The sequence below is a fragment of the Azospirillum sp. BE72 genome (assembly GCF_031455875.1).
Taxonomy (GTDB): Bacteria; Pseudomonadota; Alphaproteobacteria; order Azospirillales; family Azospirillaceae; genus Azospirillum.
In genome coordinates, this window is the sequence record NZ_JAVDTO010000003.1 from 481,278 (window position 1) to 497,065 (window position 15,788).

Annotated in this window: 12 protein-coding genes; 5 read left to right on the forward strand and 7 right to left on the reverse strand. The window is 68.3% G+C overall.

Going from position 1 to position 15,788, the window contains the following annotated elements; all coding sequences use genetic code 11:
* Positions 1–166: 166 nt before the first annotated feature.
* Genes eat through J2Y49_RS13820 form a run of 3 tightly spaced genes read right to left on the reverse strand, consistent with a single transcriptional unit; the run spans position 167 to position 3,809 of the window.
* A complete protein-coding gene (eat, locus tag J2Y49_RS13810) occupies positions 167–1,579 on the reverse strand; it encodes an ethanolamine permease (protein WP_310115422.1) in 1,413 nt (470 codons plus the stop codon).
* Positions 1,580–1,629: 50 nt separating this feature from the next.
* Positions 1,630–2,418 carry an ethanolamine ammonia-lyase subunit EutC gene (eutC, locus tag J2Y49_RS13815; RefSeq protein ID WP_310115423.1) on the reverse strand — a complete coding sequence of 263 codons (789 nt, stop codon included), beginning with the start codon at positions 2,416–2,418 and terminating at the stop codon, positions 1,630–1,632.
* Positions 2,415–3,809 carry an ethanolamine ammonia-lyase subunit EutB gene (locus tag J2Y49_RS13820; RefSeq protein WP_310115424.1) on the reverse strand — a complete coding sequence of 465 codons (1,395 nt, stop codon included), beginning with the start codon at positions 3,807–3,809 and terminating at the stop codon, positions 2,415–2,417. The genes eutC and J2Y49_RS13820 overlap by 4 nt, the downstream gene beginning before the upstream one ends.
* A 419-nt stretch (positions 3,810–4,228) precedes the next feature.
* Here J2Y49_RS13820 and J2Y49_RS13825 point away from each other — a divergent pair, with 419 nt between their 5' ends.
* Positions 4,229–4,417, forward strand: coding sequence for a hypothetical protein (locus tag J2Y49_RS13825; RefSeq protein ID WP_085092305.1), 189 nt, complete (start codon positions 4,229–4,231; stop codon positions 4,415–4,417).
* Positions 4,418–4,429: 12 nt separating this feature from the next.
* Here J2Y49_RS13825 and J2Y49_RS13830 read toward each other — a convergent pair whose 3' ends face one another.
* Positions 4,430–5,218 carry a DUF1194 domain-containing protein gene (locus J2Y49_RS13830; RefSeq protein ID WP_310115425.1) on the reverse strand — a complete coding sequence of 263 codons (789 nt, stop codon included), beginning with the start codon at positions 5,216–5,218 and terminating at the stop codon, positions 4,430–4,432.
* A 366-nt stretch (positions 5,219–5,584) separates the two neighbouring features.
* Between J2Y49_RS13830 and J2Y49_RS13835 the strand changes: the two genes are divergently transcribed.
* From J2Y49_RS13835 to J2Y49_RS13850, 4 genes are all read left to right on the forward strand, one after another.
* Entirely contained in the window at positions 5,585–7,399 is a 1,815-nt protein-coding gene (locus tag J2Y49_RS13835; protein ID WP_310115427.1) for a hypothetical protein, read from the forward strand.
* A gap of 113 nt (positions 7,400–7,512) precedes the next feature.
* Positions 7,513–8,148, forward strand: coding sequence for a LysE family transporter (locus J2Y49_RS13840; RefSeq protein WP_310115428.1), 636 nt, complete (start codon positions 7,513–7,515; stop codon positions 8,146–8,148).
* A gap of 347 nt (positions 8,149–8,495) precedes the next feature.
* Entirely contained in the window at positions 8,496–10,586 is a 2,091-nt protein-coding gene (locus J2Y49_RS13845) for an EAL domain-containing protein (RefSeq protein ID WP_310115429.1), read from the forward strand.
* A gap of 270 nt (positions 10,587–10,856) precedes the next feature.
* Positions 10,857–12,365, forward strand: a complete 1,509-nt coding sequence (locus tag J2Y49_RS13850; RefSeq protein ID WP_310115430.1) for an acetyl-CoA hydrolase/transferase family protein — start codon at positions 10,857–10,859, stop codon at positions 12,363–12,365.
* A 61-nt stretch (positions 12,366–12,426) separates the two neighbouring features.
* Here the strand turns inward: J2Y49_RS13850 and J2Y49_RS13855 are convergent, their stop codons facing one another.
* The 3 genes from J2Y49_RS13855 to J2Y49_RS13865 form a co-directional block, all read right to left on the reverse strand.
* Positions 12,427–12,612, reverse strand: a complete 186-nt coding sequence (locus J2Y49_RS13855) for a hypothetical protein (protein WP_194913599.1) — start codon at positions 12,610–12,612, stop codon at positions 12,427–12,429.
* A 513-nt stretch (positions 12,613–13,125) separates the two neighbouring features.
* The gene (nth, locus tag J2Y49_RS13860; protein ID WP_310115431.1) at positions 13,126–13,878 is read right to left on the reverse strand and encodes a Fe-S cluster assembly protein HesB; all 753 of its coding nucleotides are present in this window, start codon (positions 13,876–13,878) and stop codon (positions 13,126–13,128) included.
* A 68-nt stretch (positions 13,879–13,946) separates the two neighbouring features.
* Positions 13,947–15,788, reverse strand: a complete 1,842-nt coding sequence (locus tag J2Y49_RS13865) for a NahK/ErcS family hybrid sensor histidine kinase/response regulator (RefSeq protein ID WP_310115432.1) — start codon at positions 15,786–15,788, stop codon at positions 13,947–13,949.

Here is a 15,788-nt window from a genome sequence, read left to right on the forward strand (position 1 = left end):
GTTCCTTGCGGAGTCAGACCCCCACCTAACCTCCCCCGCTGGGCGGGGGAGGGACTGCCGCCCTCTCCCGGACCAGCATTTAACCCCCTCCCCCGCCCAGCGGGGGAGGGTTGGGGTGGGGGTCTAACTTCCGGCGCTGAAAGCTAAATCACCCTCAATCCACCCCTCAATCCACCATCGTCCGCGCCTCGGTGAAGGCATCAATGTGCCCCAGCCCGCCGGTCGCGCCGGCCTTCACCCGCATGCCGGCAGTCGCGAGGTGGAACAGGTAGCCCAGCGCGAACAGCGCCACGAACAGCCCGAACACCAGGGCGTTGTAGTAGATCATCGTCAGCAGGGCGAGCACCGCCAGCACCAGCGAGATCGCCGGGAAGACCGGATAGAAGGGCGCGCGGTAGGGCCGCTCCAGCGCCGGTTCGACGGCGCGCAGGCGGAACAGCGCCGCCATGCTCATGATGTACATGACGATGGCGCCGAAGACCGACATGGTGACGATGTTGGCGGTCAGCGGCAGGCCGCCGATCTGGATGAACTCGTCGGAATAGATCGCGGCGATACCCACCACGCCGCCGGCCAGAACCGCCCAGTGCGGCGTCTTGCGGGTCGGGTGCAGGCGGGACAGCACCGGCGGCAGGAAGCCGGCGCGCGACAGCGCGAAGATCTGGCGCGAATAGCCCATGATGATGCCATGGAAGGAGGCGATCAGGCCGAACAGGCCGATCCACACCAGCATGTGCAGCCAGCCGCTGGACTCGCCGACCACCGCCTTCATCGCCTGGGGCAGCGGGTCGTTGATGTTCGACAGCGCGGTCCAATCACCCACCCCGCCCGCGAAGATCATGGTGCCGAAGGCCAGCACCACCAGCGTCAGGATGCCGCCGATATAGGCGCGCGGCACGGTGCGCTTGGGATCCTTGGTCTCTTCCGCGGCCATCGCCGCCCCTTCGATCGCCAGGAAGAACCAGATGGCGAAGGGGATCGCAGCGAAGATGCCGCCGAAGGCGTCCATGCTGAAGCTGTTCGACCCGGCCCAGCCGTTGGCGGTGAAGTTGGCCCAGGAGAAGCCGGGGAACACCACGCCCATGAACACCACCAGCTCGAAGATCGCCAGCAGCGTGACGAACAGCTCGAAGGTGGCGGCGATCGACACGCCGGCGATGTTCAGCCCCATGAAGATGACATAGGCGGCGACCGCCGCCAGCTTGGGGTCGAGCCCCGGAAACTGCACGTTCAGATAGGCGCCGATGGCGAGCGCGATGGCCGGCGGCGCGAAGACGAACTCGATCAGCGTGGCGAACCCGGCGACGAAGCCCCCCTTCGGTCCGAATGCGCGGTAGCTGTAGGCGAAGGGACCGCCGGCATGGGGAATGGCGGTCGTCAGCTCGGTGAAGCTGAAGATGAAGGTGGTGTACATCGCCGCGATCAGGATCGTGGTGACGAGGAAGCCCAGCGTCCCCGCCGCCGCCCAGCCGTAGCTCCAGCCGAAATATTCGCCGGAGATCACCAGCCCCACGGCGATCCCCCACAGGTGGAGCCCGCTCAGGCTCTTGCTCAATTCAGGCTTCGTGTTCCCAGACATGTTGCCTCCTGCCCCTGTTCAAAGGCGTTGGTTTGAATGGCGGCGCTCTCTCACGGCACCCGGTTTCCTGGCCCGGTCAGCTGGTTTTTCTCGTTGTCCGGACCGGCCAGGGACGGGGCGTCCTCCTTCAGGGCGACCCCCGTCAGCTTCAGCCGCGCCGCCTCGGTTGCGAGCCAGCACAGCTTGTCGGCGGCCGTCTGGATGGACAGGCCGCCGGAATGGATGTTGGAAATGCAGTTGCGTTCGGAATCGGCGCGTCCGGGCCTGGGGTCCCAGGTCAGGTAGACCCCCAGCGATTCCGCGGCCGACAGCCCCGGCCGCTCCCCCACCAGCAGCGCGACGAGCCGGGCGCCCATGGCCGCAGCCACCTCGTCGCCCAGCGCCACGCGCGCCTGTTCGGCCAGCACCACCGGCCCGATGCGCAGATGCGGGAGCCGCTCCATGCAGGCATGGACCAGCGGTGCCGCATTCACCTGCACCGCCGCGGCCGACAGCCCGTCGGCGATCACGAACAGCAGGTCCCACTCCCCACCCGGCAGGGTCGCCGCACTGGCAGGATCCAGCCGGCGGCCCAGATCCGGGCGGCGCAGGTAGGTCGGCCGATCGGAGGCCGCGCTGTGGACGCGCAGCGTCTCCAGCGGGGCGAGGTCGGCGGCCAGACGGTCGAAGTCGACGGCGCTGTGCACCGCGTCGCGGGCGCGGGCATGGGCCAGCTGGAACTCCAACAACGCCTTGGTCGGCAGGGCGTCGCCGCTGCGGCCCAGCGCGATGCGGGCGCGGGTGGCGCCGCGGAAGCGCGCCCATGGATCCTTTAAATTGTCCTTCCGGGTGTCGCTCATGGCGCGGCACTCCCCAGCAGGGCGGAGACGACCAGGCTCTGGTCGGGCCAGGGCGGCAGGCGGCGCTGCTCGTCGAGCCAGCCGGCCTTGTCCAGCCACGCCTCGAACTCCGGGGCCGGCGGGCGTTTCAGCAGATGCCGCAGGCCCAGCACGTCGTGGTAGGACAGGCTCTGGTAATTCAGCATGACGTCGTCGGCGCCGGGCACCGCGATCAGGAAATTGACGCCCGCGGTCGCCAGCATCGTCATCAGGACGTCCATGTCGTCCTGGTCGGCCTCGGCATGGTTGGTGTAGCAGACGTCGCAGCCCATCGGCACGCCCAGCAGCTTGGCGCAGAAATGGTCTTCCAGCCCGGCCCGCGTGATCTGCTTGGCGTCATAGAGATATTCGGGGCCGATGAAGCCCACCACCGTGTTGACCAGCAGCGGGTCGAAGGCGCGGGCGACGGCATAGGCGCGGGCTTCCACCGTCTGCTGGTCGACACCGAAATGGGCGTCGGCCGACAGCGCCGATCCCTGCCCGGTCTCGAAATACATCACATTGTCGCCGATGGTGCCGCGCTTCAGCCCCTTCGCAGCCTCCTGCGCCTCGGCCAGCAGCGACAGGGTGACGCCGAAGCCGGCATTGGCCTTCTCGGTGCCGGCGATGGACTGGAACACCAGATCGACCGGCGCGCCGCGTTCGATCGCCTGGATGGTGGTGGTGACATGGGCCAGCACGCAGGACTGGACCGGAATGTCGAAGCGGGTGCGCACGGCGTCCAGCATCTCCTGCAGAGCGATGCAGGCCGGCACGTTGTCGGTCGCCGGGTTGATGCCGATCACCGCGTCGCCGATGCCGTAGAGCAGCCCGTCGAGCGTGGAGGCGGCGATGCCGGTCGGGTCGTCGGTCGGGTGGTTGGGCTGCAGCCGGCTCGACAGCCGCCCCGGCAGCCCGACCGTGGTGCGGAAGCGGGTGACGACCGAGCATTTCGCGGCGACGCAGACCAGATCGTGGTTGCGCATCAGCTTGGACACCGCCGCCGCCATCTCCGGCGTCAGGCCGGGGGCGAGCGCCGTGAGCGCGGCGGTATCGGCCTCGTAGGACAGCAGCCAGTCGCGGAACTGCCCGACCGTCATGTGCGCCACCGGCCGGAAGGCTTCGGCGTCATGGCTGTCGACGATCAGGCGCGTCACCTCGTCGGCCTCGTAGGGGACCAGCGCCTCGGTGAGGAAGGTCTTCAGCGGCAGGTCGGCCAGCACCATGCGCGCCGCCACCCGCCGTTCGTCGCTGTCGGCGGCGATGCCCGCCAGCTCGTCCCCCGACCTTCGCGGCGAGGCGCAGGCCATCAGCGCCTTCAGGTCGTCGAACCGGTGACGTTGCCGCCCCAGATCGCAATGGTAACCAGCCATACCGGCCTCCCGCCCGTCTCATCCCAGCACGAGAGTGGCACGGGACGGACGGCGGGCAGTTGACCGTAGAACACAAAATGCGGGGCGGGGGCGGGCTTCGAGAAAATTCCCTCTCCCGTCCCGGGAGAGGGAGGGGACCCACGAAGTGGGGAGGGTGAGGGGGCGGCCAAGAATTCTGAACTGCATGGTTCCTTGGGTCACCCCTCACCCTTCCCACCGCTTCGCGGCGGGCCCCTTCCCTCTCCCGGGGCGGGAGAGGGAGAAATAGCCCATCCGCGCAAGTTTAAGCCCAAGCGCGACCTTCGGCGGTGCAATCGGGTAGGCGGCCGAACCTGTAGCCCGGCCATACCGTTCATTTCGCACCGCAGCGCGCCGTCCGTCACCGGACGCCGCGCGCGCACCGAAAAAAGGAGACCGTCATGCTGACGCTGTTGCGCACCGCCGTCCTGGTCCTGCCGCTGGTCGCCGTGGCCGCCTGCCACAAGGACGGCCCGGCCGAACGGGCCGGCGAGTCCATCGACAACGCCGGCCAGAGCGTGAAGGACGCCATCGATCCGCCGGGTCCCGCCGAAAAGGCCGGCCGCGCCATCGATCGCGCGGTGGACTGATACCCGCCTCGCTCAGCGGGCCGCGAGGTCCCGCTCCCGCCCGGCCGGCTGGATGCCCGACACCTCCAGCAGCAGTTTGCTGAGGATCGCGTCGGCGAAGGCGTCGAAGTCGCGGGCAGGGACCAGGAAGGCGCCGGGACCGCCGATGACATGGTCGCGGTAATAGCCCTCCAGGTCGTTCGGCGCGGCACCGCCCCAGGGGTTGGGCCGGTCGTTCAGGATCGGCAGTCCGTTGATGGTGATGCCGCGGGCGACCGCGGCGTCCCGCGCCTCCTCAACCGGGCGGCCGCGGTTGTTCTCGCCGTCGCCCGACAGGTCGATGACCCGCCGCGTGCCCTCGAAGCCGTTGTTCTCGAACAGCGGGACGGAATAGTCGATGGCGGAGCTGATGGAGGTCCATTGCTCCGTCATCATCGGCGCTTCCGCCACCATGCCGGCGAAGCGCTCGATGCTGGCCGGATCGCTCAGTTCGGTCCAGCCGACGACGGTGTGCTGGTGGCCCTCCCCCGCCCATTCCACATAGGTGGCGCCGATCCGGCCGAAGGGTCCGCCGCGGATCGCCGCCTGCACCTTCCGGTTCAGCAGCGCCTGGACATAGCCGTTGCGCTGCAGCTTCGCCTCGTCCGGATCGACGCTGCCGGACACGTCCACCGCCAGCACCAGTTCCAGGTCCACCGGCGTCTGGGCCACGGCCGGAACCGCGGATAAGGACAGGCATAAGGGGGTGAGGAGCAGGATGACGGCCGGGAAGCCGGCCAGGGGACGGGTCAGGAAACGGGCCAAAAGACGGTATGCACGCATACGCACCCCCTTCGCCACCGGCTGTCCGGACGCCTGACGTCGGACGAAGGACTGAGGATTGGTATGCGAACGGTCTCTGTCCATGCCCTGTCGGGCGATTCCGGCAGCAACGGAAGGCCAAGGCGGAGTACTCCGCCGCTGCCGCAGCGTGGCGGGACGCCGGCATCCGTGTCGGCGGCACCGGTAACGGGTGACAAAGTCCCGATTGCCTGCATAGGTTAAGCCGTATGGGGTAAGCCGACCGGCAGGGCCCCTCCGCGCACGCCCCCCGTCCGGCAGTTCATGTCCGCATCAGCCATCGACACGCTTTCAGGCCGCTCACCCTCCGCCGCTTTGCCGCGGCCTGCATTGACCGTGTGCGCGCTCTTGGCCGTCTTTACCGCCGGCTGGTCCGGCGTCTGGTCTGGAGCGGCGGCGGCGCAGACCGTGCCTCCACCGCTGCATTCGGCCGAACTGATGGCGCCCGACCTGCCCAAGCCGGCAGCCCCCGCCGTCCGCGCCATCGAAACGCCCACGGCTTGCGCCGACCACGAGCCTGCGGGCAAGCCGGTGCTCGACGCGCTGTTCGGCGGGGATGCCGCCTTCGCGGAACTGGCCCGCAGCAACCCGGCGGAGGCCTTCCGCTGTTCCAGCCTGTTTCCCGGCGAGGCGGCGCTGGCCGCCCTGCGGGAGGCGGTCATGCTCGCCCCCTTCGACGCCGTTGGCGCCGCGGACCAGCTGTCCACACGTCCCGGCGGTGCGGAGGTCATCGCGCGGGCACTGGACATCGGGCTGCTGACGCGCTCGCTCGACAGCGGCCTGCCCTTCTACGAGACGCGGCACGAGCTGCGCAAACGCCTGTCCAAGGAGCATCTGCGCCTTCTGGAAGCCCAGGCGGCCAAGGCGCTGGCGGCATCCCTGGCGCGCGACCCGGCGCTGATGGCGCCGAAGATCGGCGTGCTGCTGGACGACATGGTGGACGATCCGCCGGCCGACCGCTTCCGCATCACACTTGCTCTGTCATCGGAGGACCTGTTCGGCCTGATCGCCCGCATCGGTCCGCAGCTCTACACCTCGTCGCTCGACGGGCTGGTCAACATCCTCCAGATCCAGCTGAAGCAGGAGCGGCGCGGCATCCTCGACCTTGCCCGCGGCGCGCGCACCCGGCCGCTGTGGGCGGACTTCTTCATCGCTGTCGTCGGCGGCGGGCGGGCCGGCAGCCTGTTCGGCACCAACCCCGCCACCGCGCGGGAACTGATGCGTGAGAGCATCCAGGCCCTGCTGCCGGCCATCCGGACGCCGCAGACACCGGCGACGAGCGGCATGCCGGATCCCGCGGTGGTCATCGGCGTGCTGGCCGACGCCATGGACCTCGACAACCGCGCGGTCCGCGCCGCGCTGGAGGACGAGTTGGCGGCTTGGTACCGCGACGCGGGCGAAAGCTCCGTCAAGGCGATGGCAGGGCTGGCGGGCAGCCTGCACGCGACGCGCCTGTCCGGCCGGCCGGCCACCCCCGCCTTCGAGACGGAGCGGTTCCTTCAACGCCATTCTCTGGGCGCCCCACCCGCCCTGACCGCGGAGCGCCTGTTCCGCAACGGCCTCAACGTGCAGAGGATGACCTTCTACGACGATCCCGACGGGCGCGCGTCCTTCCGCGGCTTCCTGCGGCAGCACCGGATGCAGGGCTGGGCGCTGCACAGCCGGTCCGGCTTCGTCGTCGCCGTCAGCCCCGACCGCCATGGCCGCCGCATCGTCATCGTCGCAGACGTGCCCGGCGCCGGCGATGCCGGGCGGGCCGCCGCCTGGGACTGGATGGCGCGCGAGGGGCTGACCCCGTCGATCGTCGTCCACCGCGGCCACAGCTATCACGAGGACGGCACGATGTCGGAGATCGCGCCGGCCACGGCGCTGGTCTTCTGGGGGTCCTGCGGCGGCCACACGCGGCTCCGCGCCACGTTGGAGCGGGCACCCGACGCGCTGGTCCTGGCGACGCAGAACATCGGGGTGTCGGCCGTCAACGAAACGCTGCTGGGCATCATCGAGGAACGGCTGCTGACCGACGGCGCCATCGACTGGAACGCGGTGTGGACCGACGCCCGCGCCCGCATCCGCGACCGCCGCTTTGCCGCCTACAAGCGTCCCGACCAGGATTCGGCCAACCTCGCCTTCCGCGCCTGGCGGGTGCAGGCGGCCTTCCCTTAACCGCACCGGCAGGGCATGGCTGAGTTTCGCCCGCGCCGCTTGCGGCGGAACCGCGCGCATGGTGCTGTGGTGCATCCGATTGTTGCCCACCCCCGTTGTCGAGGCCCCAGACCATGACGTGGCAGACGCTCGCCTTCTTCTTCGCCACCGCCTTCGTGATCTCGATGACGCCGGGGCCGAACATGCTGCTGGCGATGAGCCTTGGCCTGCGCTTCGGCGCGCGGCGCGCCGCCTGGGGCGGGGCCGGCATGTGCGCGGCGCTGGCGGTGATGGCGGCGCTGTCGGCCTTCGGACTGGGCGCCCTGCTCTCCACCTCCGTGCTCGCCTTCGAGATCGTGCGCTGGGCCGGCGTGGCCTATCTGACCTGGCTCGGCATCGCCGCATGGCGGGCGCCGGTGGAGCCGGCCGGAAGCCGCGACGCCGCGGCCTCCGCCACCGGCGAGGGGTCGGCGGTGCGGCTGTTCCTGCGCGGCGCCCTGGTCGCCTTCAGCAACCCGAAGGCGCTGGTCTTCATGGGCGCCCTGTTCCCGCAATTCATCGATGCCGGCGCGCCGCTGGCGCCGCAGCTGATCGCCCTTGTCGCCACCATGGTGGTGATCGAGTTCGGCTGGATCATGGCCTATGCGACCGGCGGCGACCGTCTGGCGGCGAGACTGACGACGGTGTCGGCGGCGAAGTCGCTGAACCGGCTGACCGGCGGCCTGATGATCGGCGCCGGCGGCCTGCTGGCGCTCGCCCGCCGGGTCTGACGCACCGGCCCCGCCTCCCTCCCGTTCTTCAAAAGAAAAGGGCCGCGCAAATGCGCGGCCCTGAAGTTTAGGGAGGAAACGCCCCGAGAATGGGCAAGGCCAAGATATGCTGCGCCGCACACGAACTGGTATTACCAATGCTGAATGGTAGCCATGCGTTGCGGGAATGGTCCTATGCAGCAATATGCATTGCCAGCAATAAGCACCGGATCCCGGTTACAAAAATTTCATAGAACCGCCGCGCTCGAGTCATCGCCCGCCCTATTAATGCATCGGTTTGCCACACCCCGAAGGGTTACCCCAATGGAGGCGTGGCGATGCGAAACCCGCGGTTGAGGAACGGTGCGATGGCGATCCCAGTCCTGCGCAGCTTGACGCTGAAGCAGGCGATTCATGCGGTCCTCGCCGCCTTCGTCATCGGATTCGCCATCACCGCGGTGGAGTTCACCTGGACCGCCTCGCACGAGCGGACGATGGCGCTGGCCAGGATCGGGGAGGCGGCCGCTCTGGTGGAGGGGCCGGCCGCGACCGCTGCCTGGCTGATCGATGGCGATCTGGCCGGGCAGGTGCTGGACGGCATGGTGCGCGCGAATGCCGGCTGGGCGGAGATCCGTCTGGGGGACGGCACGCTGCTGGCCCGGCGCGAACAGGCCGCCCCGCCGATGACGCTGCTGGGACGGGCGGCGACCGCGCTGCTCTTCACCGACCGGCCGATCCTGGTCCATGACCTAGCCGTCCCTGCTGCCGACCGCAGCACGTCGGCAAGTAGCGCGGCGGGCAGCCGCCGTATCGTCGGCCGGCTGGCGGTCGGAATCGACACCGGGCGGGCGGCGGCAGGCTTCCTCGCCTATGTCTCGGCGGCGCTGGTCGCGGGGACCTTGCGCAATCTCCTGATCGGGTTGGCGATGGCGGCAGTGTTCCACCGGCTGCTGACCCGCCCGCTTCTGCAGATCGGCCGCGCGGTGGCACGCATCGATCCGGAAAAGCCCTATGGCCAGCCGCTGGTCGTGCCGCGCGGCCATGCCGACGACGAACTCGGCTTCGTCATCACCCGCTTCAACCACACCCTGACCCTGCTGGAGCAGGAGCATGACGAGTTGCGCCGGCTGGCGACCCGCTGCCCGCTGACCGGGCTGGCGAACCGCGCGCTGCTGCTCGACCGGCTGGACCATGCCATCGATCTGGCGGAGCGTTCGCGTGAGCCGGGCGTCGGCCGGCTGGCGGTGCTCTATGTCGACCTCGACCGCTTCAAGCGGGTCAACGACAGCCTGGGCCACGGGGTGGGCGACCTGCTGCTCTGCCGGGTGGCGGAGCGGCTCGGCGCCAGCGTCCGGCGTTGCGACACCGTCGGCCGTCTGGGCGGCGACGAGTTCCTGGTGGTGCTGGAGCGCGTCGCCGACGGCGAAGAGGCGGCGATGGTTGCGCAACGGCTGCTGGACGGGCTGTCCGCCTTGCGGGAGGTCGGCGACCACCGCGTCCATGTCACCGCCAGCATCGGCATCGTCCTCCACCCGATGGATGCTGCGGCCGGCCGGGTTACCGCGGACGGCGCCGGGCTGATGCGGATGGCCGATTCGGCGATGCAGGCCGCCAAGACGGCGGGCGGCAACCGCTTCGTCTTCCATACCCGCGACATGACCGACCGCGCCGAGACCCGCCTGCGGCTGGAGGCGGGATTGCGCGAGGCGGTCGCGGCAAAATCCTTCGAACTGGTCTACCAGCCGAAGATCGAGGCGGCGGGCGGCCGGCTGACCGGCTTCGAGGCGCTGATCCGCTGGCGGCACGAGGGGGCGGCGATTTCCCCCGCCGATTTCATCCCCGTCGCCGAGGATACCGGCCTGATCATCGAGATCGGCCATTGGGTGCTGGAGGAGGCGTGCCGCACCGCCACCCGCTGGGCGCTGGATCACGGTCCGGTGCCGGTGGCCGTCAACGTCTCCGCCCGCCAGCTCGCCGATCCCGGCTTCGCCCGGCTGGTGGAACAGGTGTTGCAGCGCCACGGTACCCCGCCCGATCTGCTGGAACTGGAGATCACCGAAACCGTCATCATGAAGGACGTGCGCCACCACCTGCCGACGCTGAACCGCCTGCGGGCGTTGGGCGTGCGCATAGCCATCGACGATTTCGGCACCGGCTATTCCTCGCTGGCTTACTTGCGCGAACTGCCGGTCGACGTATTGAAGATCGACCGCAGCTTCGTCAACGACCTGCCGCACGCCCCCGACATCGCCTCCACCGTCATCGCCCTGGCCCAGAAGCTGCTGCTGTCCACTGTGGCGGAGGGGGTGGAGACCGCCGAACAGCGGCACTGGCTGGCCGAGGCCGGGTGCAACTGCCTGCAGGGCTTTCTGATCTCGCGCCCGCTGTCGGCCGATGCCGCCGAGGCGATGGTGATGACGGCCTTCGCCTGCAACGAGGCGCTGCCGCTGACGGCGTGAGGGGAGCAGGCCAAAGTAACCAGCCGAAATCTCCAGAACTGAAACTCAGTTTCATTTTTTTATCCCAAACCATTCCAAGTTTTTGTCCGCATCCCGCACCGGTTTGCCGATATTCGCCCACCCATTCACATCAGGATGGCCTGATATTCCGGACGAACAATTGCGGCGCCGGACAGCGCCTCCTTATGAGTATTTTCAAATAAGAAATATGACCGCATGGGAACGGATCGTTCTCCGTTCGCCAAAAAGCACTCATAAAAGGAACGCCCGATGTACCGAGATCGCATTCGCTTGAAGTCGCTGTGGGGCAAGGTCGTGCCGGCGGAAGAGGCCGCCTTCCTGATCAAGGACGGCATGACGGTGGGCATGAGCGGCTTCACCCGCGCCGGCGACGCCAAGGCCGTGCCGCTGGCGCTGGCCGAACGCGCCGCGTCCGAGAAGCTGAAGATCACGCTGATGACCGGCGCGTCGCTGGGCAACGACGTGGACCGCATCCTGACCGAGGCGGGGGTTCTGGCCCGCCGCCTGCCCTTCCAGGCCGACCCGGTGCTGCGCAAGGCGATCAACCGCGGCGAGGTGATGTTCGTCGATCAGCACCTGTCGGAGACGGTGGAGCTGCTGCGCTCGCGCCAGATGGGGCCGGTCGACGTCGCGGTGATCGAGGCCTGCGCCATCACCGAGAATGGCGGAATCGTGCCGACCACCTCCATCGGCAATTCGGCGACCTTCGCCATCCTGGCAGAGAAGATCATCGTCGAGCTGAACCTGACCCAGCCGCTGGATCTGGAGGGGATGCACGACGTCTACATCCCGACCCGCCGCCCCTTCCGCGAGCCGATCCCGGTGGTGACGGCGGAAAGCCGCGCCGGCTTGCCCTATATCCCGATCGACCCGTCGCGGATCGCGGCCATCGTGGTGACGCGCAAGCAGGACAGCTCCGCCAGCATCCTGCCGCCGGACGACGAGACCAACGCCATCGCCGGCCACCTGATCGAGTTCCTGGGCCGGGAGGTGAAGCAGGGCCGGATGGGCCGCTCGCTGGCGCCGCTGCAGGCCGGTATCGGCACCATCGCCAACGCCGTGCTGCACGGGCTGATCGACGGGCCGTTCCACGACCTGACCATGTACAGCGAGGTTTTGCAGGACAGCACCTTCGAGCTGTTCGACGCCGGCAAGCTGAACTTCGCCTCCGGCTCCTCGATCACGCTCAGCGCCGGGAAATATGCCGAAGTGCTGCCGAAGATCGGCTCCTACAAGGGCCGGCTGCTGCTGCGCCCGCAGGAGATCTCCAACCATCCGGAGGTGATCCGCCGCCTGGGCGTCATCGGCATCAACACGGCGCTGGAGTGCGACATCTACGGAAACGTCAACTCCACCCATGTCAACGGCACGCAGATGATGAACGGCATCGGCGGCTCCGGCGACTTCGCCCGCAACAGCCACCTCGCCATCTTCGTCACCAAGTCGCTGGCCAAGGGCGGCGCCATCTCCAGCGTCGTGCCGATGGTCAGCCACGTCGACCACAACGAGCATGACGTGGACGTTCTGGTGACGGAGGTCGGTCTGGCCGATCTGCGCGGACTGGCGCCGCGCGAACGGGCGGAGACCATCATCCGCAACTGCGTCCATCCCAGCTATCGCGAACTGGCGGCCGACTATCACCGCCGGGCGCTTCAGCGCGGCGGCCATACCCCGCATCTGCTGGAGGAGGCCTTCGCCTGGCATACCCGCTTCCAGCAGACCGGCAGCATGATGCGGAAGCCGCTGGCCGCTGAATAAGGTTCCTCAAAAACGGGCGGGCCGCGGAAATCCGCGGCCCGTCCCCGTTACCCATATGCCGTCATACGTGCTGCCCGCCATTGCGCTCCAAGTACAGGAGTAGAGCGGGGTAGTAGTGCTTGCGCTCGGACGAAATCTTCTCGCAGAACCGCCGGGCGGCACCACTCTTGAGCCATTCCTCAAGCTGCCCATTTTCCCGCTTTTCCGCGACGATGGTGTCGATCGCGTCCAAAATCTTGTGAATCACCTCAGGCCTCGTCTTGTGCAAACCGGAGCGGCGTCTTCGTCGCCCTCACAGTCTTATATGGCCCAGGTGATGGTGAATGGCCGTGCATTCTGGGAATGGCTGCGTGTTGCAATGCACAAAACGAGCATAGAGAAACCCACATGGCCGGTCAGCGCCAGCGATGCTTCTCACGTTGCAGCGCCCCCGAGACCACGCGCCGCCACTCCTGCAGAGGGGAGGAATACCAAAACAATGGCGATCAATCCGCCCGCGATCAGCACCAGGGCCATGTTCATGAAACGGGATCGCCACCTCTGTCCAATTCGCTGCCTTCTTGACATAGATATGAGACCAAGACCAATCGCAACGAAAGCGAATCCTACGGTTATTTCATTAAGCACTGGAGGCATGGCGAGTTCATAGACTTGGATTTTCATTGCTACAGTTCCCGCATTGATTTCATCTCACCCGAATGGGCAAGCAAAACCATCATACGGACAAGGTATTTCGTTTTGATTTATCTGCGCATCTACATCAACGACCACCAGCCCTTTTCCCGACCGGATGAACAGGGTCCTCTGACGGCACCTCCGGCGGGCGGAGCGCCTGACCGGTCGGGCACAGGCGCAGCAGCACGCAGCGGTCGCAGGCCGGTGCATGATGGTAGCAGCAGCGCTGGCCGTGCAGCATCATGACCTCGTGGTTGTCGTAGACCTGCTGGGCGTCCCAATCCGCCGGCAGTTGTGCCGACAAAACAGCGTGGGAGGGGCCGACGGCGACGTTGGCGGGGATCAGGCCGGTGCGCACGGCGACGCGGTGGTGGTGGCTGTCCACCGGCAGCGCCGCCTGCCGCAGGGTGGAGAAACTCAGCACCGCAGCGCTGGTCTTCGGCCCCACCCCCGGCAGTTCCTCCAGCCACGCGCGGGCGTCCGGCACCGGCATGCCGGACAGCAGGTCGAGCGACAGGCTGCCGACCCGCTCGGTGATCCGGCGCAGGATGGCCTGGATGCGCGGCGCCTTCTGCTCCGGCCAAGTGACGCCGGCAATGGTCGCCTCCACCTCCGCGACCGGGGCATCGCGCACCGACTCCCAGTCTGGCCAGCGGCGCCGCAGCGCCTTGAAGGCGGCGCCCGAGGCGGCATTCCGGGTGCGGTGCGACAGCAGCGACGACACCAGCTCGCTCAGCGGGTCGAGGCTGTGGAAATAGGCGACCGGGCAGCCGTAGACGGTGCACAGCAGCCGGTGGATTTCGAGCGCCTTGTCGCGCAACGCAGCCGGGTCGGTCATGAAACCGACAACAGCCGAACCGGTAAGGCGTTACCGGTAAATCATCAGGCTCTCTTCTCAGCCCGCCCCTACCCCACCAGTCCCGACATCACCGCCCGCAGCTGCGCCGGCTTCACCGGCTTGTTCAGCACCAGACAGCCGGCCGCCTTGGCCTCGTCCGCCAGTTCCGGCGTGCGGTTGGCGGTGACGATCACCGCGGGCAGGATGCGGCCGCAGGCGGCGCGCAGCCGGGCCACCTCGTTGACGCCCAGCGCCCCGTCGTCGAGGTGATAGTCGGCGATCAGCAGATCCGGCGGCTGCGGCATGCCGGACAGCAGGGCCAGCGCCTCGTCGCCATTGGTGGCCGACACCACGTCGCAGGCCCAGCCGCGCAGCAGCGCCTCCATCCCCGCCACCACCGCCGGCTCGTTGTCCAGCACCAGCACCGAGGTTCCGGCCAGACGGTTGGTCATCGGCCGGGCGGCGATGCTGGCCGGGCGCACGGCACGGCGCTCCGTCCCCCGTGGCACGGTGACGGCGAAGACCGAACCGCGGCCCGGCTCCGACCGCACGGTGATGGGATGGTCCAGCATGCGGGCAACGCGGTCGACGATCGCGAGGCCAAGCCCCATGCCGCGGTCGCGCCCCTTGGTGACGGGGGTGTCGAGGCGGCGGAACTCCTGGAAGATCTCGGTGATCTTGTCGCGCGGAATGCCGGGGCCGTTGTCCCACACCTCGATCCGGATGCTGCCGTCGCCGGTCCGGCGGCAGCCGACCACCACCCGGCCGCCCTGGACATAGCGGAGCGCGTTGGACAGGAAATTCTGCACGATCCGGCGCAGCAGCCGCATGTCGCTGCGCACCACCGCCCCCGATCCCACCACCTTCAGGTCGATGCCGCGTTCCGCCGCCACGGCGGCATATTCGGTGGCGAGCGGCGCCAGGATGCCGCGCAGCGGGAAATCGGTCAGCTCCGGCGTCACCGCCCCGGCGTCGAGCTTGGAGATGTCCAGCAGCGCCGACAGCAGATCCTCCACCGACGCCAAAGCCACGTCGATGTTCTCCACCAGTTCGACGTTGCCGGCCGGCTGCTCCAGGTCGGCCAGCGCCGAGACGAACAGGCGGGCGGCGTTCAGCGGCTGCAACAGGTCGTGGCTGGCGGCGGCGATGAAGCGGGTCTTGGACAAATTGGCCTGATCGGCCTGGGATTTCGCCTGCTGAAGCTGGTCGTTCAGCATCATCAGCGCGGATTTCTCCGCCTGTTCGGATTCGCGCCGCCGCTCCTCCTCCCGCTTGATGACGGTGATGTCGGTGTAGACGCCGACGATGCCGCCGTCGCGGGTGCGCCGCTCGTTCACCTGGATCCAGCGGCCGTCCGACAGCCGGTTCAGGAAGACGCCCTTCAGGTCGTGGCGGTGCTCCATCCGCTCGCGCAGCCAGACGTCGGGCGGCGGTTCACTGACCGCACCGGCCGCGGCGACCATGGCGACCAGATCGTTGAAGCGGATGCCGGCCTGGATGCGGCCCGCCACCGACGGCCAGTAGGACAGGTATTTGCGATTGCACAGCACCAGCCGGTCGGCGGAGTCGAACAGGGCGAACCCCTCGTTCACCGACTCGATCGCCTCGAACAGGCGGGTCCGCATGGTGTCCGCCAGTTCCTTGGCGCGGGCGAGGTCGCGGTTGCTGTCCTCCAGCTTGTGCAGGGCGCGTTCCAGTTCCAGCGTGCGTTCGCGGATCTTCTGCTCCAGCACGATGGCGGTCTGGAACAGCGAGAAGGCGCCGCCCTGGAAGTCCATCGACCGCTCGACGCGGTCCATCAGCACCTTGTTGATGCGCTGGAGCTTGGCGTTCTCGCGCTCCAACTCGGCGATGCGCTCGGCGGGATCGATCGTCCCGGCGGTCAGGCTGCGGGTGGGGATGCCGGCCAT